The organism is Marinimicrobium locisalis (assembly GCF_039822625.1).
GTDB classification, from domain to species: Bacteria; Pseudomonadota; Gammaproteobacteria; order Pseudomonadales; family Cellvibrionaceae; genus Marinimicrobium; species Marinimicrobium locisalis.
In genome coordinates this window covers 1-20,116 of record NZ_JBDLLG010000014.1, presented here as the reverse complement: position 1 = coordinate 20,116, position 20,116 = coordinate 1, and the positions used below count along the sequence as shown (strand labels likewise).

Sequence of the window (20,116 nt, the reverse complement as noted above, 5' to 3'; positions counted from 1 at the left end):
AGGCACTTACGGTCCGATTTTGGGAGCATGCTAGCGTGTGTATATGTCCATCAGCGTGAAGAAGAGCAGAAGTCCCACCCAAAGGAAACCACCCAGCGAAAAAAGTCGTAGAAGTGCTGTCGTGTCATTTAGACGCATGAAGAATATCAGAATAATGGCCGCCATTACGGTAGTGGATATGCCATTTATAATCAGGCTCCAGAGAGAGTCTGACATGAATACAGCAATGGCCACATTGATCGTCAAGAGTAGCAACAGTGTAATCCATGCCAGTAGTGCCGTTCGCCATTGCATATTATGCCCCCTGTAAATATAACAGACTGAAAAGTACAACCCAGATAATATCCACGAAGGCCCAGTAGAGTGCAATTAGTGTGGCTCGGCGGTTCAATGTTTTGGGTTGACGCCATCGAATAACGGCTACCCCCATCCCCGCGAGCAATCCCAATCCCACGAGCATATGCACAACGTGCAAGCCGGTCATAATGTAGTAAAAGTTGAAGAACAGCTCGGCCACTTCGGGAGCGCTTCCCGGATAGTGGAAGCGCACATCCAGTACCGGCAACAAAGCCTGCTGATATTCATGGTGCCACTCGTAGCCCTTGACGCCGATAAAAGCGCAACCCAAAAAAGCCGTCGCGGCCAAGAGACCTATTGCGAGTGTTCGCCGCTGGGCATGCAGCGCCTGTTCCGTAAGGAAGATCGTTAACCCACTGGTTAGTAGTATCGCCGTGTTTAAGGTCCCCAAGAACAGGCTCAAATGAGTGGCTGCTTCAGAGAATACCTCGGTGTGCTGAACTTTCAGAACGATGAACGCAGAAAACAGACCCCCGAAAAGCAACAGTTCGGTGGCTAGGAAAACCCATATGCCGAGCGCGACCGCGCGAGCTTGTTGCTCGGCGTTGTCAAAATGGTGAGCGACGTCATTGGTAGCCATAGGCGGCCTCATTCACCTCAGGCGTGGTGGCGAAGTTGTGCGTAGGGGGAGGGGAAGATGTTTTCCATTCCAGGCCGGTGGCCTTCCAGGGGTTGGCCGAAGCGCGCTCGCCCCGGAAGAGCGAATGGAGAAGGTACCCGAGCGGCAGCAAATAGCCAATGGCCAAGATACCCGTGCCCAGGGTGGAGAGAATATGGAGCAGCTCAAAGGCTTCCGGGTAACTGTGGTATCGGCGCGGCATGCCGGCATAACCCAGTAGAAACTGTGGGTAGAACGTTAGGTTAAACCCGATAAATAACGCCAGGGCGGCGACACGCGCCCACAGTTCCGAGTAAAGACGCCCGGTCATTTTCGGCCACCAGAAATGCAGGCCGCCCAAGTACGCAGTGACGGCGCCACCGACCATGATGTAGTGGAAGTGGGCGGTCACAAAATAGGTGTCGTGTAAGTGCACATCCAGGGCCAGAGCGGCCAGGAAAATACCGGTTAGGCCACCGATGGTAAACAGGCCGAGAAAGGACAGAGCATAAATCATCGGCGCGGAGAACGTCACCCGGCCACGAAACATGGTCGCCGTCCAATTCAGGGTTTTGATGGCGGAGGGCACGGCCACCAAGAAGGAAAAGAAGGAAAAAAGGAGGCCCGCATACAGGCTTTGACCCGCCACAAACATATGATGCCCCCATACCACAAAGCCGAACAAAGCAATGGACATAATCGCCAGAACCATACCGGTATAGCCGAATACGGGGTTGCGTGAAAAGCACGCGACGATTTCCGAGACCACGCCCATGGCGGGTAGGATCATTATGTAAACCGCCGGATGAGAATAAAACCAGAACAAGTGTTGGAACAACAACGGATCGCCCCCCAGGGAGGGATCAAAGATGCCGATGCCCAGACCTCGCTCAAGGGCGATAAGCAATAGGGTGACCGACAGAACGGGAGTGGCGAGAATCATGATAAGTGAGGTGGCATAGTTTGCCCACATAAACAGCGGCAGGCGGAACCAAGTTAACCCCCGGGCCCGCATGGTGTGGGTGGTGACCACAAAGTTCAGCCCGGTCAGTATGGACGAGAAGCCGACGATAAAGACCCCGGTTACCGCGGCAATGACAGCAGTGTTGGAAAACAGGCTGGAGAAAGGCGTATAGAAGGTCCAACCGGTGTCCACGCCGCCGGCGACGACCGCCCCTAAGGTAAAAATGCCACCGAGTGTGTAGATGTACCAGGACAAAAGGTTCAGCCTGGGAAAGGCCAAATCTCGGGCGCCGATCATCAACGGCACGAGAAAATTGCCCAGAGTGGCGGGAATGGAAGGAATGAGGAAAAACCACACCATTACAATACCGTGCAGCGAAAACAGTTCGTTGTAAGTATCTGAGTTGAACAGGTCTCCGGGGCCGGTCAGCAGCTCCAGCCGTATCAACAGGGCCGCTATACCACCCAGGAAGAAAAAACCGGTGATGGAGACCGCATACATCCAGGCGATGCGTTTGTGATCGGTGGTCAGTAACCAGCCGCGAATGCTCCAGGGGTCGCTCAGGTAGTGTTTGGGGCTGTTTGCCTCGTCGTTGTTACTCACCGCCGGGTGTCCTCTTTAATGGGTCGGGCTGGATTGCCTTGTGTTGGTTCAGCGCCACGGTATTCAGGGTGCCTCTGTTCGCCAATCTCCGGGTTTGAGAGACTGTAAGTAGGCGATAATCTGCAGAACATCGCTCTCGGATATCTGCCCGGAAAAGCTGGGCATGACCGGCTGATAGCCGGCCACGATGTGTTTCTGAGGGCGCATAATGGAGTCACGAAGATAGGCTTCATCGGCGATGATGATTCCGCCATTCGCCAGCGCTACACTCCGGCCATAAACCCCGTCCAGACTCGGAGCGCGCACGCTGCTCTCGCCCATGTGACAACCACTGCAGCCATAACTGCGAAACAGGGCCTTACCGGCAGCGGCGGGAGTGGTACCCGTACCGTTTCGGGTGAGCCAGTTCTGATAATCGCTTGGCGCCATTACCACCATCTTGCCGCGCATTCGCGAGTGGTCCGTTCCACAGTATTCGGCACAGAACAGCCGGTATTCGCCGGGCTTATCGGCGACGAACGTCACGGAAGTATAAAGGCCGGGCACGGCATCGCGCTTGAGTCGCAAGGCCGGCACCGAAAAGCTGTGAATAACATCCTGCGAAGTAATGCGTAGCCTGACGGATTGGTTCGCCGGCACGTGCAGTGTATTGATTTCCCGAGTGCCGTCCGGATGTTGAACCTTCCACATCCACTGTTTGGCCACCACGTTGAGGGTCGCTTGCGCCGGTGTGTTGGCATAAACGTTCAGGTAGAGCTTGCCTGCCCAGGCAAACAGCGCCATAAAGACCACGCCCAGCGACAGGGCGAAGCCAACTTCCACCCGGTGGCCGACATGCGAGGCGGTGACGCGGCGTCGGAATGTTTTTCCCGCCCGGTACCGGAACCCGAAGGTTACCACCAGCCCCACCAACACCGTGACCAGTAGCGCGGAAAAGCCAAGCAGGGCGAAGTAAAGCATGTCCACGCCTTCGGCATGCCGGGACGCCTGTTCGGGAATTAACCGCAGGCCTATGTTCGGGTCGGAAAGGTAATCTTCGCTCATGTCATTCGTGCTCGCTCTCGACGTCGCAGCCAGAGAAACAGCCCTGCCAGCGCGAGTAGGAAAGCCCCTCCCACCCACCGTAGGGTGCCGATTACCGCTACGTTGTAGCGTCCGCTTTCGGGGTCGAAGCGGTAGCATCGCAACACCAGTTGATCAATGGGTGTGCCGAGTTTCCCTTCTCCCGCTTCCACCAGCGCAAGTTTAAGGTCGCCGGGCTCGGGGCGGATACCGAACAAATAACGGCCAATTGTACCGCCGGGGTTAACGATCACCAGCCCGGCTGGGTGCGCGTAGCGGTCACGCTCGGCGTCATACGCGTACTGAAAACCGACCGCTTGCGCCAGCTCGCCAATGGCGGGGCGCGTACCGGTCAACAGATGCCAGTCACTTACAGCATCACCGTGCTGACGTTTAAGTTGAGCCCGGGTGTGTTGCGCTTGAGATGGAGTCTCTTCAGGGTCAATGCTCACCACCGCCACCTCGTAACGCGCTTTGGCGAAGGGGAGCTTGGAGGTGGCCGTTGCCAAATGGCTTAGGACCATGGGGCAGAGGTGGGGGCAGTCGAACCAGGACATGACGAGCACCAGTGGGCGCTCTTCCGCCAGAGTGTGGAGGGCGAGGCTCTCGCCACCGCTCGCGGTAAAGTGAAGGTTGGCCGGAATGACATTACCAATCTGTTGGCGGAAATTGACGGAATCCAGGGCCTCCTGTTGTGGCGCCGCGAGGCAGGTGCTTGCGGACAGCGTGAGCAGAGCGGCGGTTTGGGCGAACAGGCGTCGCCATCTCATGGCTTGCTCTCCTCCGCCTCTTCCTTGGCGCCGCGACGCTGGATCAGTAGGGCCATGGCCTGCTCAATGGGCATATGCACAACGCCTTCTTCTCGGTTTATCCAGCCGGCGCTTTCCAGTTGATGCTTCCATTGCGTTTCTTGCTTGGTGAAATCCTTTGCCGGCTGTGTTTGTAGCCGAGGTTGTTCGGCACCGAACCAGTCGCTCTTCCCGGGATTGTCTTTTGGGAAGTCCAGGTGCAACCAACCCAGCCATAGCAGCCCGCTTCCTGCCAGCACAATGATCACCGTAAGGACCATCATCCACAGAATCAGTCGGGGGTCGGCATCGCTGACTTCGTGTGGGGAGTGTTTGTTAGTCATGATGCGCCTCCTGTTGTTTCAATGAAGCGAATGCCATCCCGACGTGGGCGGCGCCCAGCGCGAATGTTGCAAGCCAAGTGAAGCCGTGCCAGATGAGATCTGCCCGGGGGAAGGCGGGCATAACCAGCCATTGCGTGCGTAGCACAAAGCCTGCCAGAGTCACAACGGCGGCCAAAGCCAAGAGCGAGCGGCGGGTTCTCTGCCCCGCCAACAGGGCGATCAAGGGGCCCGCACAAAACAACCCGAAAGACACCACGCCTAGCGTTCGCCAGTGGCCTTCACTTCGGTGGACATACCAGCCGATTTCGTGGGGCAGGTTGCCGTGCCAGATGATAATGTACTGGGAAAACGCCAAAAAGGCCCAGCCAATCACCACCGCCAGCCAAAGGCCTAGCAGGTCCCGAGTGGCGGTAGGGTCGCCACGGCCGGCCCGCAGAAGCAGCCCCATCGCCATGGCGGCGCCGATGGCGCTGGTCGCGAAAATCAAACCGAACACATCGGAATAGAAGGTTGGTTCCAGCGACATGAGCCAGTCCACGCTGAAAAACGTGAGGGATAACAACCATAGAAGCAAGCCCGGGCCGTGCAGACGTTTCGGGCTGCGCCGCAATAGCATGACGACCAGTCCCAGCCAGAGGATGAAGAAGCCGAGGGTGCGGGCGATAAAAAAGCCCGGATTCAGGTATAGGCGCTTATTGCGCACGACCTCGGGCAAGGTGCTTTCCGGCTGAGTCCAGGGGAATAGCTCATTCAAACCGAACAACAATGGCATCATAGCCGCCACCGACAGAGGCAGTGTGGCCGCCAGTGCGCGCCAGACCGGCAGGGTTTGATCGCCCCAGCGCCCTCCGGTTAAGCCGTGGGTCATCAATACCGCGAGGGCGCCGAGGGGCAGAGCGATCCAGGTCAGCGCCGCGGTGAGCCAGCCGCTTAGGAACAGAGGCCAGTCCAGCAGTGCCCCGCCTAGGCCGACAGCGCCAGCGACCGTCAACGGCAGCCAAAAGAGAGTGGGCATACGTGGCATGGGTGGGATCATGGTTGAGCCTCCAACCGCTTGCGTTGGGTCGGTGTCAGCTCATCGAACTCCCCGTGTTGAGACAGTTGCAGCGCCCGAATATAGGCGGCAATGGCCCAGCGTTCGGGCGGGGTCACGCGGGAAGCGTAGGAATACATTACCCCGAATCCGTCGGTCATCACATCGTAAAAGTGGCGCAGCGGTACCTGCCGTAGCCGTTCTTCATGCAGGGTGGGTGGCGCCGGGAAGCCGCGCTGGACCACCATGCCATCACCCGCGCCCACTTTGCCGTGGCAGGGAGCGCAGAAAATATCGAACTGTTTCCGGCCGGTTTCCAACAGGGTACGTGTTAGTGGAACCGGCAGCGTGGTGGGCTCCGGCTCCAGCCGGTCGCTTCTGGCCACCGTGCCCGGAACCGGCAGGCGGGCGGACTGGTCATCGGGCCAGCCCGGTGCCGCCTCGTAAGGGTCATAGCGGGGCTGCTCCGCCATCTCCTGCTCACAGGCGAACAGCATTAGGGCCAGCAGCACAAGCCGGAGCCGTTTCACGGCGTCACCTCCAATACGGCGAGCGGTGTTTGCGCTTCTAAAAAGGCCCTGGCCTGGGGTGCCGGTTCGCAAAGCAGAAGAAAGAAACCATCACTGGAAGCGCGCTCGAAGGCTCGCTCGTTAAAGGCCGGGTGATAGGGGCGGGGCAAGCCATTGCCGACGAGCATGGCAACGACGGCGGCCAGTACCGCAGTCAGTATGCCCACTTCAAACGTAATGGGCAGGAACGCCGGCCAGCTGTTCAACGGTTTACCCCCCACCAGGTACGGGTAGTCAATAGTGGCGGAATACCACTGCAGGGTGAATGCGAACACGCTTCCGATGGTTCCGCTCCCGAGAGCCACGGGTGCAATACGCCGTTCCCGAAAACCGAGCGCCTCGCTCAGCCCTGGAACGGGGAAGGGCGTATACGCATCCATGCGTTGATAGCCGGCTTGGCGGGCCGCTTTGGTGGCCTGCAACAAGGCCTCGGCGTCGGCGAATCGCGCCATCACACCGTAGGGATGGGTATCAGTCATTGGGGCGCCTCCTGTGTATCAGAGACCGCATGTCGTGCAACGAAATTACCGGAGCCACCCGCACAAAGATCAGAAGCAAGAGCGTGAACAAACCCAAAGACCCGGCATACAGCAGCCAGTCCCAGAGGGTGGGCCAGGCGGTATCCCAGGCGGAGGGCATGTAATCGGCATGGGTGCTGGTAAAAACAATTTGGAAACGCTCCAGCCACATACCGATATTGCTGGTAATCGCGAGCAGCACCAAAGCGGTGGGGGAGGTGCGAACGCGCCTGAGCCAAAGCAGCTGCACCAGCATCACATTGCATATGAACATCGCCCACCACGCCGGCGCATAGGGGCCGGTCCAGCGGTCGATGTAAAGGTGCCGGTAACTCACTTCACCGGAATACCAGGCGGTGAAGATTTCCTGGCTATAGCTGTAAGCCACAATCAATGCAAACAACAGCATCATGCGCCCTAGGTAATCCAGGTGACGCAAGGTAATCAGATCCCGGAGGCGAAACAGTGAACGCATGGTCACCGCTAGCAGAGCGACGGTGGCAAAGCCGGAGAACAGCGCGCCCGCCACAAAGTACGGGGGAAAAATCGTGAAGTGATAACCCGGCACAATGGAGATGGCCAAGTCCAGGGAAATAATACCGGTGACCGAGACCACGATGGGCGCCGCCACCAGAGCCAGTACCCGGTTGGCACTCTCGTAGCGGGCCCAGTGACGTGCGGAGTTCCGCCAGCCCAATGCCAGCACGGCGTAAAAGAGCTGCGCACCTTTGCGTTTGGCCCGGTCCCGCAGGGTGGCAAAATCGGGTAACAGACTTAAATACAGAAAACAGACGGTGAAAACCAAGTAGGTGGCGATGGCGAAAAAGTCCCACACCAAGGGGCTGCGCCATTGAGGCCACAGGCCCAGGGTGTCCGGGTAGGGGAGCAGGTAATAAGCGAAGGCCGGCCGACCCAGGTGCATAATCGGGTACAGGCCGGCACAGAGGATCGCAAACATGGCCATGGCTTCGGCCAGACGGTTGATGGAAGCACGCCAGGGCTGGCGGGTGAGTAGCAACACGGCGGAAATCAGTGTGCCAGCGTGAGCAATGCCGATCCACCAAATGGTGTTCACGATGGGAAAGCCCCAGGCGACCGGAATATTGATTCCGAAAATTCCGACGCCGGCTTTTAGGAGATAGCCGAGGCCGAGCAGAAACATCAGTGTTAGCCCCAGTGAAAAGCCGAGTGCCCACCACCAGGGGCGAGGCGCTGGCGCCTCTAGTATCAGACCGGTGACTCTGTCGGTGACACTGGTGTGGTCCAGGTCACGGGGGAGTAGCGCTTGGGGGCGGGCATCCGTCACGGTTCACCTTCCCCCATGGCCGGATTCGGGTGGCGCACCGCCGCCAGGTAAGTGGTACGAGGGCGAGTGTTCAGGTGCTCAAGCATGCCGTAGTTCAGCGGGCTCGATTTCCATTCGCTCACCTGACTGTGGCGATCGGCGATATCACCGAAGCTGATGGCCCGGGTCGGGCAACTCTGTTGGCAGGCCGTGCGTACTTCGCCGTCGGCCAGGGGCCGGTTTTCAGCCTCGGCGTTGCTTGTTGCTTCGTTGAGACGCTGAACACAGTAAGTGCATTTTTCCATGACTCCGCGCGAACGCACGGTGACGTCCGGATTTTGAACCGCCGGGCGAGCGGGATGCCGGGCCCGGGCGCTGGTGTAGTCAAACCAGTTAAATCGGCGCACTTTGTAGGGGCAGTTCTGGGAGCAGTAGCGCGTGCCCACACAGCGTTGGTAAACCATTTGGTTCAAACCGTCGGCGGAGTGCTGAGTGGCGCCCACCGGGCATACCGGTTCACAGGGGGCGTTTTCACAATGCATGCAGGGTACCGGCTGGAACACCATATCCGGTTTGTCGGGTGAGCCGGAAAAATAGCGGTCGACCCGAAGCCAGTGCATGTCATGGCCTCGGGCCACTTCCTCGGCGCCGACCACGGGAATGTTGTTCTCGGCCTGACAGGCGGTGACGCAGGCGTTACACCCGATACAGGCCGATAAGTCGATGGCCATTCCCCAGGCGTGCTCGGCCTGGCGTTGAGGCGGACCCGGTTCCGGGTAAAGGGACTTGCTCGGCGCCGGGTGCTGGGCGAAGTCCGGGTTAGCGCGGTAGTCTTCCAGAGTGGTGGCACGAATCAAGTCCCGCCCTTCGATGGAGTGATGGTTTTGGATCAGTGCCAGCGTCCGGTGCTCGCCGGTGGGGGTCAACGCTTCCAGTGTCGTCGCCCAGGGTTCGTTGCTCGGGCGCAAGGTGTAGGCATTGGTGCCCACGGCGTTGCCCACTCGGCCGGCGTATGTGCGGCCATAACCGAGGGCGAGCGTAACCGCATGCTCGGGCTGGCCGGGCAAAACGTACACCGGTGCTTCGGCGCGGCCCACTGCGGTGGTCAGGGCGATGATGTCGCCGTCCTTCAGCTTGTAGCGTTTCGCGAGCTGGGGGCTGAGAAGGGCGGCGTTGTCCCAGGTCAGTGTGGTAATCGGCCGGGGCATTTCCTGCAGCCAACCGTTATTGGCGTAGTGGCCGTCTCGCAAAGCGACATCGGGTTGCAGTTGCAGTATTAGGGCCTCCGCTCCCGGTGAGGGCTCGGGGAGTCGGCGCGACCAACTCGCTCGCAACGAGACGCTCACGGGCGTCGGGGCTGAATCGGGTATTACCCCACCGTGAAGCCAGCGGCGCCAGTTATGCTCAAACGTTTCGCTTTCGCTTTGCTGACGCCAGTATTCCTGAAGCAGCTCTCGCGGGCGTTCGTCAGTGGCTTGGGACAGCGCGGCCAGCAACTGCAGTGCGGTTTTGCCCTCATGCAGGGGCTGAATCAATGGTTGCACCAGGCTGGCGGTACCGTCATACGCCCGGGCATCGCCCCAGGCTTCCAGAGGGTGGGTGGCCGGCACATGCCAATGGGAAAGCTGGCCGGTTTCGTCGTTGTACTCCCCCCAATGCAGGCGCCAGGGAACGCGTTGGTACAGGTGCCTGAAATCGAGATCGGCGGCGCCCGTATAGACCGGGTTGCTGCCCAACACCACTAGGCTTTCCACCTCTGCGCCGGATACGGCTTCCGCCAAAGAGGCAAGCGGCGGGTCCGAATGGTTCCCAATGGCAGGGGGAATATATTCCACGAGCGTATGGGTGGCCCCGAGCGCGGCGTTTATTGCATGAGCAATGGCGTGAACGGAGGCGGGCTGTTGGTCCCCGGGTACCACCAGCGCGGCCCCCTTGTGGTGTTCCAGGTCTTCCACCAGAGCCTGTAGCCAGCGGTCTGTCAGCACAGGTTGTGGAGGGGCCTTCACCGCTAAACCCATTGCTTGGGCAATTTGTCGCGACGCGGCTTCCACCTGGGGGAATGGCATGCCGTAGCGGTGCTCGGCCACGGCACCCGTGACCGTGGGTGTGGATTCAATGGCGTAAAGACGGGCGAAACTCGCGTTGCTGTTTTCAGGCTTTCGGCGCGCCATGAAGTCACGGGCGTAGCGCAACGCACCGGGCTGGCTTTGCAGAAAATTGGCATCCAGTGACAGCACAAGGTCAGCGCGGCCGAACTGATACACCGGCTCAAGGGGCGAGCCGAAGCACTGCTTGACGCCTTCATAGGTGGCTGACCGGTCCAGAGGGTCGTGCATAAACCACTGAGCCTTGGGCCAGCGACGGCGCAAATGTTCCATGGCTGCCAGTTCACTGGGTGAGGTTACGGGGCGCGAGAGAAAGCAAAGGCCACGGCCCTGCTCGGCATCCCATTGTTGCTGGCGCTGATGCAGCGTTTCGAGTAGGGCGCCGTATGAGGTGATCGTTCCCTCCCGTCTAACCGCAGGTGATCGGTCCGGGTCGTACAGTGAGAGCACCGCCGCCTGAGCCACTGCATCGCAGGCACCCAGGGTGGCGGGGTGGTCCGGGTTGCCTTCAAGTTTGGTGGGTCTGCCTTCGTGGCTTTCCGCCAGGACGCCGTGAGCGAAGCCGTCGATAGGAATGCTTGTGGCGTAATATTCCGCGCGCCCGGGCACCTGCTGCTCCGGCCTTTGCACATAGGGAACAATGTCCTCCGGGGATTGCCGCTTGCAAGCCGTAGCGCCGGCGAGCGCCATGCTTGCTCCCAGTAGTTGCAGTACTCTGCGCCGGCTGACCGGGAGCCTCTGCAGGTATTCGGGATCGGGAAACTCCCCAGGGGGTTGTTCGCCACACTCGGCGCTTTCGGCGAGCTCATTCAGCGTGCGCCAATACCCCGTCCCGTGTTTTCCGTATAGCGGTTCTTCGAGCGATGATTTATCCCAATACTTCACCGATGACATACATCACACTCGCTCATCCGTTCGGGTTCAATATCAAACTGTTGCATTAACTGGCGCTGGGTTGTCGAATCCGGGGGCGGATGTCCCATAGCGGTAATCGCCTCCGCGCCCCGCAAGTGAGGGGCCGGGCTCCGGTGGCAGTCCAGGCACCATTGCATCGTCAGCGGCGCCCGTTGACTGGTTAGCGGCATCTTGTCCACGCGCCCGTGACAGGACTCACAGCCCACGCCGTTGGTGACATGGGCGCGATGATCAAAATAAACATAGTCGGCTAGATTGTGAACGCGTTGCCACCTAAGAGGCTCGTCCCGTTTCAAGCTCTCGCGAACCGGCTCCAGCATTTCGGCGTTGGTCCACAGCTGGGAGTGGCACGTCATACAGGTTCGCGTATCCGGAAGGCCGGCGAAGGTCGATTGTTCCACACTGGTATGACAGTAACGACAGTCTATGCCGAGACCGCCCACATGGTGCTTATGGCTGAACGGCACCGGCTGCTCGGGCGTGCTGCCAACACCCGTTAAGTAGGGAGAGTGGTTGAGTGCAATCGCGAAGCAGGCCCCTATCAGTGTGGTCGCGAAAAAAGCAGCCATCACCAGTCGCACAATCGCATTGGCTCGGGGACGAAAAAGCTGCGCCATGAATTCCGTGCCTCTTTAGTCCACCCGTTCTCCGTTGCTAGGTTCTTTTCATTAGAGGGCTCTCAACGTCATGGTTCCATAAACGGTTTTCGGGAGCGACAGATAGCTTAGCCAGCCTAGTTGTGTCTCGTCGGATATCACATTACAGCGTAGACGGAATTGGTCGGCCTGCCACTTACGGCTCGTCGTTAAGGGCACCGCTTGCCAAGCGGTTGTGCCCGTCCCCTACCGCCCTTAGTCATCCTCCACAAACGCCGAGCGGTGGAAGGCTGCCGCCTCGGCCACCGCCTGCACGCCGCACTCTTGAAGCTCCGGGACCTCGCCGCCGGCCAACACTTCCAGTACGGCATGAACACCTCGAGAAAGCGAAGTCAAGTTGTAACCACCTTCAAGCACAAGGGCGAGCCGACCCTCGCAGTGCTGGTCGGCAATATTTTGAACGATACTCGTAAGGACCTTGAACCCGTTATAGCTCAGGTTCATGGCCATATCGTTGTGGTGTGGATCAAAGCCCGCCGACACTAAAACCAAGTCCGGTTTAAAATGCTCGGCGGCCGGAATCAGTATCTCGCGGAAGGCCTTCTCAAAAGCAAGATCTCCGGTGGTTTCGGGCAGCGGGACGTTAATGGTATAGCCCTCGCCGAGCCCGGCACCCACATCCTCCAGATGGCCGGAACCGGGGTAAAAAGGTGCGGCACAATGGGTATCAAAGAACAGCACGTCGGGGTCCGCCCAGAATATGTCCTGGGTCCCGTTGCCGTGGTGTGCGTCCCAGTCAATGAGAAGAATCCGTTCGCACCCTAACTTTGCCTGGGCATGGGCCGCCGCCACGGCGACGTTATTCAACAGGCAGAAACCTCGGGCCCGGACCGGCTCGGCGTGGTGGCCGGGAGGACGAACCAGGGCGAAGGCACTGTCCGCCTCCTTGTTGACCACGCTTTCCACCGCTGCAATGGCGTTTCCGGCCGCTGTGGTAGCGGCCTCGATACTGTCGGGAGACACGGCGGTTGTGTCCCGATCCAGCCAGGCCCGTTTGCCTGCCATTGAGAAGATATGGTCCAAGTAGGAGGTGGTATGAACGCGGCTTAGCTGGTCGTAGGTGGCTCGGGGGCCAGACTTCAGGTGAATGCCGGGGACGGGGTTCTCATCCAGGTACTGCTTGATGGCGCTCAGCCGCCCAGGGTGTTCGGGGTAGCTCCACTTGAAGTTCAGCCCTTCTAGGACGCTCCTAACCCGTTTCTCAACGCGGCTGGGCAGAAAGGGCAAATCCACTTGTGGGTCGTGGCCCAGCATTACGTCGTCAAAAAATACATTTACTTTTCGATCGCCTATCACGCAGTTCTCCTTTGGTTTCTTGCCCTTTGGCTTTTCGAAACGGCAGTGTACGGGGCCCGAGTTCATCGCCCTTTAGTCAGTGCGTCCACCCGGCGGTCGCCAAAGCCACCCGCTCCCGGCATATGGCGCGGAAAGCGCCACGCAGACAGAAATCCAGCTTTCGCTGAATCTCTTCAGTGGCTCAATCCGGCGAGCTAAATTCAGGGAATTGGCCCATAGCGTGTTTTGAATGGCATTCCGCGCAGGCGTTGATCATTTCCGAAAAGAGCTGATTTTGAGCCGCATTGTCTTCTTTGCGTGCCGCTTCGGCGAGGCGGGCGGCCAGTTGGTGGAAAGCTTGATCTCGCTCCAGAAACTCGTTGGGGACAGAGGCTTTTAACGCTTTTTTATCCGCCGCGGTCATTTCTTGTTTCATAATGAAGCTGTCATGGATGGCTTGGGCCTTTTTTGCGACAACTTCATTCTGGCCCCTTACCATTGCTTCAAGAATATCTTTCGTCGTTTCGAGAATAATAGTCATTTCTTGTAAAAGCAAAGTTCGTACCTTTGGGGGAAGGTCGGCGCCAACATTGGTGCCGGAGGTTTGCTCCGCCATCGAGGTAACGGGTTGAAAGGATAAAGCAATAATTATCATCGCCCTTAGTAGCTTCATTATTGTAACCCCCTGCTTGCATTAAGTTTCGATAGGCGCGCCAAGTGGGCAGGGAAAGGCAGTTAATGCCCACTTTTGGTGGCTCGGCATTAAAGCCACCAGTGTACGCGTCGCTCATGCCGATGAGAATGGCCGTCCAATACGTTGCTTGAACGCATGGTAGAAGCCGCACTCATTAGCAGTAGGAATGTTGGGCTTCATCTTATGTGTTTCTCCGTTGAGGTGTCGGTATAGGGGAAGGCCGTTGCGTCACCATACCACGGGCGATGACTGACGAAGGGTCGCTGGGGCTTGAGACGCGGAAGGTGACCTACAGCTCCTGCTTGGGGAGCGGATTATGAAAGGGGAGACTCGGTCGTCCGGCAGGTGTAGCGCCCTGCCTATCGCAGGGCGCTACTTTCCCGGGTTCGTCGTTCGGGCGTGAGGTTAGAACCGGCTGAAGAACTCCCAGACGGCGGAGGAGTAGAATGACGGTGTCGTATGACCGCCATTAAACGAGCACCAGACCACCGGATGGCCCGCCTGGCAGCCTTGATACTCAACACACGGGGAAGGCTGCGTGGGAACGGTATTGTTCGAGCAGCTGTTTGCCTCCAGGAAGAGGTCTCTTGCGGTGACGCCGGCGTCATAACCCACAACGCTGTCATTGGTCCCGTGGCTTATCCACGCGGCGATCGGCCCGCCGTTGTCGTTATACGGCGTCCACAGCGCGCCAGAGGCCGGTGCAATGGCTCGGAAGGTATCGGCCATTTCACGGCCCACGGCAAAGGACATCATCCCGCCGTAGCTCCATCCAGCAGAAAAAATCCGCCCTTCGTCGATGCACAGGGTGTTCCTGAACTCGTCGAGCATCGCCCGCAGAAACGCCATGTCGCGGCCATCGGTATTCGTCCATCCGTTCTCGCCGGGGGCGCGATCCGGCGCCACGAAAATGGCGGTGCCATTCGCTTGCCCTTGCAGGCCGTAGTAGGATTCATTGGCGACGTTGTCGGCGCTTCCGCCGCGCCAGTGCCATCCGAAAACCAGCCGATAGGGATTGTTCATGTCGTAGTTACTGGGGATATCGATGATGTATTCCCGGTTCAGGCCGTTGACATTAATGCTATGCCGGCCGGTGCTTAGTCCGGCAGTGGTGCCGCATCCTACCGATCCGTTACCGGTCGGGGTCGAGGAGGAACTGCTTGAGCTCGGGCTAGAGCTGGGTGTGGAACTGGGGCTTGAGCTAGAACTGCCCGGCACGCTGCCGAAGTTAATGTAGCCGTTACAGTGCAGCCACTGGCTGTTGGAGCCACCGCCGCATTGGTCGTTGCCCCAGGCGCCGGTATTCTCGCTTTGGTCCTCGGCCTGGCGGGTCACGCCACCGACAATGACATAGTCGACTTCAACGTCGGCCTCGCCGTCGTTGTCATTAGTGAATGCCACGTGGATATCGCCGCCCAGATTGGTCTCAACGGTGTAGTCCATCATGGAAGTGTCCAGCGTCCAGCTCTCCACATCCGTACCGCCCACACGCAGCGTAATCGACTCCGACCCGGTGGTACCGCGTGCGCGCACGGTAATACTGTTGGTGTCGCCGCCGCCCACGCTGGAAGACGCAATACTGGATGAACTGATCGGCGTCGAGGAGCTGATGCTCGAGGAAGAGTTGGGGCTTGAAGAGGAGTTGTTTGAATCGCCGCCTGCGGAGCAGTCGGGTACGACAAAATTGCCGTTATGCGTGCCCTGGAAACCGAAGCCCGCGCTTTGGCCGGGGGCTAAGTTGCCGTTCCACGAGCCGTTGGTTGCCGTCACGGTATTGCCGGAGGTGGTCAGCTCGGCGTTCCATGAATTGCTGATGCCGGGGCTCCGAGCGAAATCCAGCGCCACCTCCCAGCCGTTGATCGCCGAGTTGTCATCATTGGTGACGGTCACGTTAAGGGTATAGCCATTGTTCCAGGTATCGGCGTCGGCCGAACAGGTGAGGGCGTGAACGTTGCTCGTTAGCGGCAGAACAAACAACATTGCCGATGCAAGCATGACTTTCCTAGGATTAAACATCTAGTTTTCCTCCATATTATTGATGGGGTGCACTAGGAGTAAACAACCTGTTTAAAGGTTTCAGGTTCCTCCAAGGTACATATTTTTGGAAGCCAACAGCATAATAAAACTATTATTATATGGTATGGCAATAGTACTCAAACGAAAGCGGCTTGACCACAAAGGATGCCGACCCATTGAGGCTTAATAATTAAATTGTGTGCCAGTTGGAGTTTTTTTGGCATGCAATATTGTTTTGGTGGTTTATTGTTGGTGAGACCGGTTTGAAATCGGTTGCCCCTCTAACGTGAAAGGCGCAATTTTTTATTGCGGGCTCGAGAGTAGGTATGATAATTCATTGAAATATGAAAGCCGGATCAAGTATTAAACACCAGCAATTGGCAGAAACCGACAGCGCATTGAGGCACTTATGAGCAAACTGTTTTACTGGCTTGTCGTTTTGGGGTCGGGCTATCTGGGGCTGTTGGTCCTCACCTGGCTACTGCAGGGCTGCATGATCCACTTCCCCGCTCAGGCCATGGTGGCCACCCCGACCGACGTCGGCCTGGAGTATGAAGAACTGAGTCTGAAAACCGCCGATGGCGAGCGGTTACATGCTTGGTTCTTGCCTGCACGCGATGAGCGCGGCGTGCTGCTCTTCTTTCATGGTAATGCCGGCAATATATCCCACCGGCTGGAGTCCCTGCGCATTTTTCACAAGCTCGGCCTGGAGGTGTTGATTCTCGACTATCGGGGCTATGGGCGGAGTAGTGGACGGCCCAGCGAAGAGGGCTTATACCGGGACGCCGAGGCCGCTTATGACTACCTCACCCGTGAGCAAGGCGTTTCACCGGAACGGCTAGTGGTATTCGGTCGCTCTCTGGGCGCCGCCGTGGCGGCAAACCTGGCGAGCGAGCATCCGGTCGGTGGTGTGATTCTGGAGTCGGGGTTTATCTCGGTGCCAGAACTGGGCGCCGAGCTCTATCCTTTTCTTCCAGTGCGGTTACTGGCGCGCTATCGATACGACACCCGCGAGGCACTACAAAAGGTCAATGCGCCGGTGCTGGTAGTCCACAGTCGCGACGACGACATCATCCCTTTTTCCCACGGCCGGGCACTGTTTGAAGCCGCCCCCGAGCCGCGCCAATTCCTAGAGCTGGAGGGCGACCACAACACCGGTTTTCTTCAGTCCCGGGAGCGCTACGTTCGTGGCCTTGAGCAGTTTCTGGGAGAGCTGGGCTGGTAGCGCCCCGTACGGGCAGCCATTGCCCAGGTGCTCACGTCCATCTTCGGCCCGGCCGAAATGCAACTAAACTCATCTCAAGTGGGTGAAGTCTCTGACTCGCTATTTCCTAGTCTTCGCGAGGTGTCCAGATATGGGTATCTACACGACCGCCTGCCGGTGAACCATCCCCTTTGGTAATGAAGTGGTACTCTGAGCGGATCGAACCATCGCCGCTGACCTGCCCCTTGAAGTCCATCGTCGCCTTGGACTCCGGAAACCTGCCGAATCCCGAAAGCTCGGAACCTGATAGGCGCACCGTGGCCTCCCAGGGCCAAGGGTGGTTGAAAACCTCAAGCTTGTACTCATTGCCGCCAATAGGCTCGATTTTCATCACAGGACTGTTGGCCAACCCGTCTCGCACGTAAAAGCCCGCGAGGGAGTCTTGGCTTTCAGTTGGATCGGTCGGTTCAGGCGGCCCCGAATCCCAATCGGTATTGCTCACAAACGCAGCGATAATTGTCCCGAGAACGCCTATCAGGGCAACTACTATCTGGACTCGATGTGACTTTTGGCTTTCTCCCATAACGACGCCCTCCCCCGGTAACAATTAATCTTCACGTTAGATCATGAGGCGATTTTCTTAGTCACAGTGGGAATTAAATTCCGACGGGCTATTTCGAAACGAGATCACCCGTTGGTCGAATGCCGAGTTAAGCGGCAATGAAAGGCGCAAAAAACATAGGTTGGCGCCATACTTTAGGTCGAATCGACAAACGTTCCCTTTCCCTGTCTCCTTCAACGCTTTGCGTACGCCCAGCATGGGCATGACATTATGGGTGAAAGTCCCCTGTAGGAAGATCACCGTTAACTGCCAATTTAACGCTAACTACTAACGAATGGCAAGGGCTCCGCCATGTGTCAATGTCTATCGACGAGTTTCCAGCATGGGCAAAATCCGGCGGTTGGGCCCATACTCTAAAATTCTCGGAATCAATCAGGCATTGTCCAATGATTTGCTGAAGAAGGCGGGCTTGGTATCGCTGCGTGACGGATGATCAAGCTTCACTACCCTGAGTGAAACGCCCTGTGCGGACCCGTCGGTCCGACGCCTCGGTGCAGGGTGCTGTGGGGAGAGCGGGCTCAACACCCGTCCTTACCCGATTAGGCGTATTGGCTTGAAACTTAAGGCTTTTTATATTGATCACACTCAGATAACTTGTCGCTATTTTCAATCATTATCGATGTCATCTCCGACTGATACTCAGACAAATTTGAGATGGAGTTTTGTACGGTCTTCTGGGGGGTAACCTCCTTCAGAATGCCCACAAAACATTCACAAAATTCAGGTTGACCAGGATGTTTTTTTGAGCAAACCATACTTGTGGTAAGACCAAAAACTTGTTGCGCCTCTCTAGTGGCTTGATATTCACCCGTGGAAGATGCACACCCGACGACTAGAAATATTGACAGAGTTGCTAATATTTTCATTTTTACTCACTTTGTATGGTTCACCTAACGCGCCAAGCAGCGCGCACATTCTGCGTTTTGAGGGCAGCGAGGCAAATATGCCCCGCTGCCTTGGCTTGTTCACCGTAGTCACGAGATTCTTCTGATTTCGATACTACCCACCTTTTTGCCCTCTTTCACACCGCGATGGTCGTGGTAAGGGCGACGAAATCTGAAATTCGACGCTTCGTTCGTTGTAATAACAACGTAATCAATTTGGGCTCGCCTAAATGTGGAAGTGACGGATTTGATTGCAGCCTCAACCGATGTAAATATTTGATCGTCTTTTTGAAGGTTTCCGCTTTGGCGGAATATTCTAGCACGGAAGTTTCCTGAATCGTTAAGGCCGCAAACCTCAGAGAGCTGATCTAAATAAACAACCTCGGTGCTATTTGGGTCGTCTAGTTTCTGCTGCTGGTTGAGTATGACAATAAACACTCCAACTATGAGCACTCCCATCAGCAGAACACCAATAATCGTCTCCGCTTCCATGTTTTCTTAATCCTGTACGGTTAACGCAAAGCGCAACGGCGCGAGCTTGCTAGCGTCCGGCACACGAAGGGTGCGTATTGGCGCGTATTGTTAAAAGACTTCATGAACGCCCCCGAAGTTTGGCCAATAACTCGGCCCATTGCGACGACCTAACCATCAATGCAAGACCAATGCAAAGCTGGAATACTAGGCCGAGCGGCCAAAGCAAGTTCGCGACCGAAAAGTCCAATGAATGAGATAGAGAACCAAGCGATCTCGGCAAATAGGCCAGAGCAGTGACAATGAAATATGCTCCTCCCAATTGGAGTAGAAACATTTGACTTTGTCGGTTCAGTTCTCCCGTTTCTTCGCTGGAACAACGAGCTAGCGCGGACTTAGCAGAAATCCAAATCAGGAGCGCTGCAAGTAGGCCTATACCGATAAAGCTGCCAATCAGAAAGGCGTGTACATACCCTGGGATCACCTGTCCTTGGTATTGCTCAACAGTGGTAAAGAGCATAACCAAGCCAGGAACATTTAGCACTACTTCAACTAAAAGCCATAGCGAAAATAGCCGTAGTGCGATTGCTGTAATGTCTCTCGAAGTCATGTTCTACCTTTTAACGTCTGCCATAAACGGCGCGAGGAACGAGCGTCCGGCGACCGAGGGGGGCGTATTTGATGGCTTGGTTAGCCATCTCTTAGCTGGATCCCCATTTTGTAAACAATTACAGCGTGACTTTGGTAATTGCCAATAGATTCTTGCAGTATACTAAAGCCGATACTCTTGTATAATCTCACAGCGACCTCATTGGAGCCAACAACGGTTAGCGTGACTTGACCTTTTAGCTTACGTAGAACATACAAAATCAGCTCTTTGCCAATTGTTTGGCCGCGACAGTTCGGGTGAACAAATAGCCATACTATAGAGTTTTCTTTAATACCGACAAACCCACCAATTTCATCTCCTTCATATATGAAGATTTCCGATGAATGAAACAGGTCCAACATCCGCTGGTCTTTACTAAGCGGAATAACTTGCAAATCAAATCCTTCACCAACGAATTCGTCTGATTTTGATAGATTATAGGTAACTATTCAGCACCATCTTCAAGATGCGAGCGCTTTTCAATCAAAAAGTCCGGCCAGTTAT

At 57.0% G+C, this 20,116-nt stretch carries 18 protein-coding genes; 1 reads left to right on the top strand and 17 read right to left on the bottom strand.

The features are described 5' to 3' along the window. Positions 1-295: 295 nt before the first annotated feature. The 14 genes from AAE514_RS10245 to AAE514_RS10180 all read right to left on the bottom strand — a co-directional run bounded on the left by AAE514_RS10245 (position 296) and on the right by AAE514_RS10180 (position 15,761). On the bottom strand, positions 296-937 hold the full coding sequence (locus tag AAE514_RS10245; RefSeq protein WP_347331440.1) for a cytochrome c oxidase subunit 3: 642 nt from the start codon (positions 935-937) through the stop codon (positions 296-298). Then, entirely contained in the window at positions 924-2,522 is a 1,599-nt protein-coding gene (locus tag AAE514_RS10240; protein WP_347331439.1) for a cytochrome c oxidase subunit I, read from the bottom strand. Before AAE514_RS10240 ends, AAE514_RS10245 begins: the two co-directional genes overlap by 14 nt. A gap of 63 nt (positions 2,523-2,585) precedes the next feature. After that, positions 2,586-3,566 carry a cytochrome c oxidase subunit II gene (gene coxB / locus AAE514_RS10235; protein ID WP_347331438.1) on the bottom strand — a complete coding sequence of 327 codons (981 nt, stop codon included), beginning with the start codon at positions 3,564-3,566 and terminating at the stop codon, positions 2,586-2,588. Then, a complete protein-coding gene (locus AAE514_RS10230; RefSeq protein ID WP_347331437.1) occupies positions 3,563-4,354 on the bottom strand; it encodes an SCO family protein in 792 nt (263 codons plus the stop codon). The genes coxB and AAE514_RS10230 overlap by 4 nt, the downstream gene beginning before the upstream one ends. Then, the gene (locus tag AAE514_RS10225; RefSeq protein ID WP_347331436.1) at positions 4,351-4,716 is read right to left on the bottom strand and encodes a hypothetical protein; all 366 of its coding nucleotides are present in this window, start codon (positions 4,714-4,716) and stop codon (positions 4,351-4,353) included. The genes AAE514_RS10230 and AAE514_RS10225 overlap by 4 nt, the downstream gene beginning before the upstream one ends. Further along, on the bottom strand, positions 4,709-5,740 hold the full coding sequence (locus AAE514_RS10220; RefSeq protein WP_347331435.1) for a hypothetical protein: 1,032 nt from the start codon (positions 5,738-5,740) through the stop codon (positions 4,709-4,711). Before AAE514_RS10220 ends, AAE514_RS10225 begins: the two co-directional genes overlap by 8 nt. Before the next feature lie 8 nt (positions 5,741-5,748). Then, the gene (locus AAE514_RS10215; RefSeq protein ID WP_347331434.1) at positions 5,749-6,279 is read right to left on the bottom strand and encodes a c-type cytochrome; all 531 of its coding nucleotides are present in this window, start codon (positions 6,277-6,279) and stop codon (positions 5,749-5,751) included. Further along, positions 6,276-6,797 (bottom strand): DUF3341 domain-containing protein, encoded by a 522-nt coding sequence (locus AAE514_RS10210; RefSeq protein WP_347331433.1) that lies wholly within the window; start codon positions 6,795-6,797, stop codon positions 6,276-6,278. Before AAE514_RS10210 ends, AAE514_RS10215 begins: the two co-directional genes overlap by 4 nt. Beyond that, complete coding sequence (nrfD, locus tag AAE514_RS10205; protein WP_347331432.1) at positions 6,790-8,142, bottom strand: NrfD/PsrC family molybdoenzyme membrane anchor subunit; 1,353 nt, start codon at positions 8,140-8,142, stop codon at positions 6,790-6,792. The genes AAE514_RS10210 and nrfD overlap by 8 nt, the downstream gene beginning before the upstream one ends. Further along, a complete protein-coding gene (locus AAE514_RS10200) occupies positions 8,139-11,120 on the bottom strand; it encodes a Fe-S-cluster-containing hydrogenase (RefSeq protein ID WP_347331431.1) in 2,982 nt (993 codons plus the stop codon). The genes nrfD and AAE514_RS10200 overlap by 4 nt, the downstream gene beginning before the upstream one ends. Then, positions 11,108-11,758 carry a cytochrome c3 family protein gene (locus AAE514_RS10195; RefSeq protein WP_347331430.1) on the bottom strand — a complete coding sequence of 217 codons (651 nt, stop codon included), beginning with the start codon at positions 11,756-11,758 and terminating at the stop codon, positions 11,108-11,110. The genes AAE514_RS10200 and AAE514_RS10195 overlap by 13 nt, the downstream gene beginning before the upstream one ends. Before the next feature lie 234 nt (positions 11,759-11,992). Next, positions 11,993-13,093 (bottom strand): histone deacetylase family protein, encoded by a 1,101-nt coding sequence (locus AAE514_RS10190; protein ID WP_347331429.1) that lies wholly within the window; start codon positions 13,091-13,093, stop codon positions 11,993-11,995. A 181-nt stretch (positions 13,094-13,274) separates the two neighbouring features. Further along, positions 13,275-13,745 (bottom strand): cytochrome c, encoded by a 471-nt coding sequence (locus AAE514_RS10185; protein ID WP_347331428.1) that lies wholly within the window; start codon positions 13,743-13,745, stop codon positions 13,275-13,277. Positions 13,746-14,171: 426 nt separating this feature from the next. After that, entirely contained in the window at positions 14,172-15,761 is a 1,590-nt protein-coding gene (locus AAE514_RS10180; RefSeq protein WP_347331427.1) for a cellulose binding domain-containing protein, read from the bottom strand. Positions 15,762-16,191: 430 nt separating this feature from the next. Between AAE514_RS10180 and AAE514_RS10175 the strand changes: the two genes are divergently transcribed. Continuing rightward, entirely contained in the window at positions 16,192-17,007 is an 816-nt protein-coding gene (locus AAE514_RS10175; protein WP_347331426.1) for an alpha/beta hydrolase, read from the top strand. 106 nt (positions 17,008-17,113) lie between these two features. Here AAE514_RS10175 and AAE514_RS10170 read toward each other — a convergent pair whose 3' ends face one another. From AAE514_RS10170 to AAE514_RS10160, 3 genes are all read right to left on the bottom strand, one after another. Next, a complete protein-coding gene (locus tag AAE514_RS10170; RefSeq protein ID WP_347331425.1) occupies positions 17,114-17,569 on the bottom strand; it encodes a hypothetical protein in 456 nt (151 codons plus the stop codon). Between the two features lie 1,013 nt (positions 17,570-18,582). After that, entirely contained in the window at positions 18,583-18,984 is a 402-nt protein-coding gene (locus AAE514_RS10165) for a hypothetical protein (protein WP_347331424.1), read from the bottom strand. A 669-nt stretch (positions 18,985-19,653) separates the two neighbouring features. After that, on the bottom strand, positions 19,654-20,007 hold the full coding sequence (locus AAE514_RS10160) for a GNAT family N-acetyltransferase (protein ID WP_347331423.1): 354 nt from the start codon (positions 20,005-20,007) through the stop codon (positions 19,654-19,656). Between the last annotated feature and the right edge of the window lie 109 nt (positions 20,008-20,116).

What these genes read in the sequence shown, in the direction of transcription:
- AAE514_RS10245 (WP_347331440.1), bottom strand. Translation starts at nt 937, where the DNA reads ATGGCTACCAATGACGTCGCTCACCATTTTGACAACGCCGAGCAACAA.
- coxB (WP_347331438.1), bottom strand. Translation starts at nt 3,566, where the DNA reads ATGAGCGAAGATTACCTTTCCGACCCGAACATAGGCCTGCGGTTAATT.
- AAE514_RS10230 (WP_347331437.1), bottom strand. Translation starts at nt 4,354, where the DNA reads ATGAGATGGCGACGCCTGTTCGCCCAAACCGCCGCTCTGCTCACGCTG.
- AAE514_RS10225 (WP_347331436.1), bottom strand. Translation starts at nt 4,716, where the DNA reads ATGACTAACAAACACTCCCCACACGAAGTCAGCGATGCCGACCCCCGA.
- AAE514_RS10220 (WP_347331435.1), bottom strand. Translation starts at nt 5,740, where the DNA reads ATGCCACGTATGCCCACTCTCTTTTGGCTGCCGTTGACGGTCGCTGGC.
- AAE514_RS10210 (WP_347331433.1), bottom strand. Translation starts at nt 6,797, where the DNA reads ATGACTGATACCCATCCCTACGGTGTGATGGCGCGATTCGCCGACGCC.
- AAE514_RS10200 (WP_347331431.1), bottom strand. Translation starts at nt 11,120, where the DNA reads ATGTCATCGGTGAAGTATTGGGATAAATCATCGCTCGAAGAACCGCTA.
- AAE514_RS10195 (WP_347331430.1), bottom strand. Translation starts at nt 11,758, where the DNA reads ATGGCGCAGCTTTTTCGTCCCCGAGCCAATGCGATTGTGCGACTGGTG.
- AAE514_RS10185 (WP_347331428.1), bottom strand. Translation starts at nt 13,745, where the DNA reads ATGAAGCTACTAAGGGCGATGATAATTATTGCTTTATCCTTTCAACCC.
- AAE514_RS10180 (WP_347331427.1), bottom strand. Translation starts at nt 15,761, where the DNA reads ATGCTTGCATCGGCAATGTTGTTTGTTCTGCCGCTAACGAGCAACGTT.
- AAE514_RS10175 (WP_347331426.1), top strand. Translation starts at nt 16,192, where the DNA reads ATGAGCAAACTGTTTTACTGGCTTGTCGTTTTGGGGTCGGGCTATCTG.
- AAE514_RS10170 (WP_347331425.1), bottom strand. Translation starts at nt 17,569, where the DNA reads ATGGGAGAAAGCCAAAAGTCACATCGAGTCCAGATAGTAGTTGCCCTG.
- AAE514_RS10165 (WP_347331424.1), bottom strand. Translation starts at nt 18,984, where the DNA reads ATGGAAGCGGAGACGATTATTGGTGTTCTGCTGATGGGAGTGCTCATA.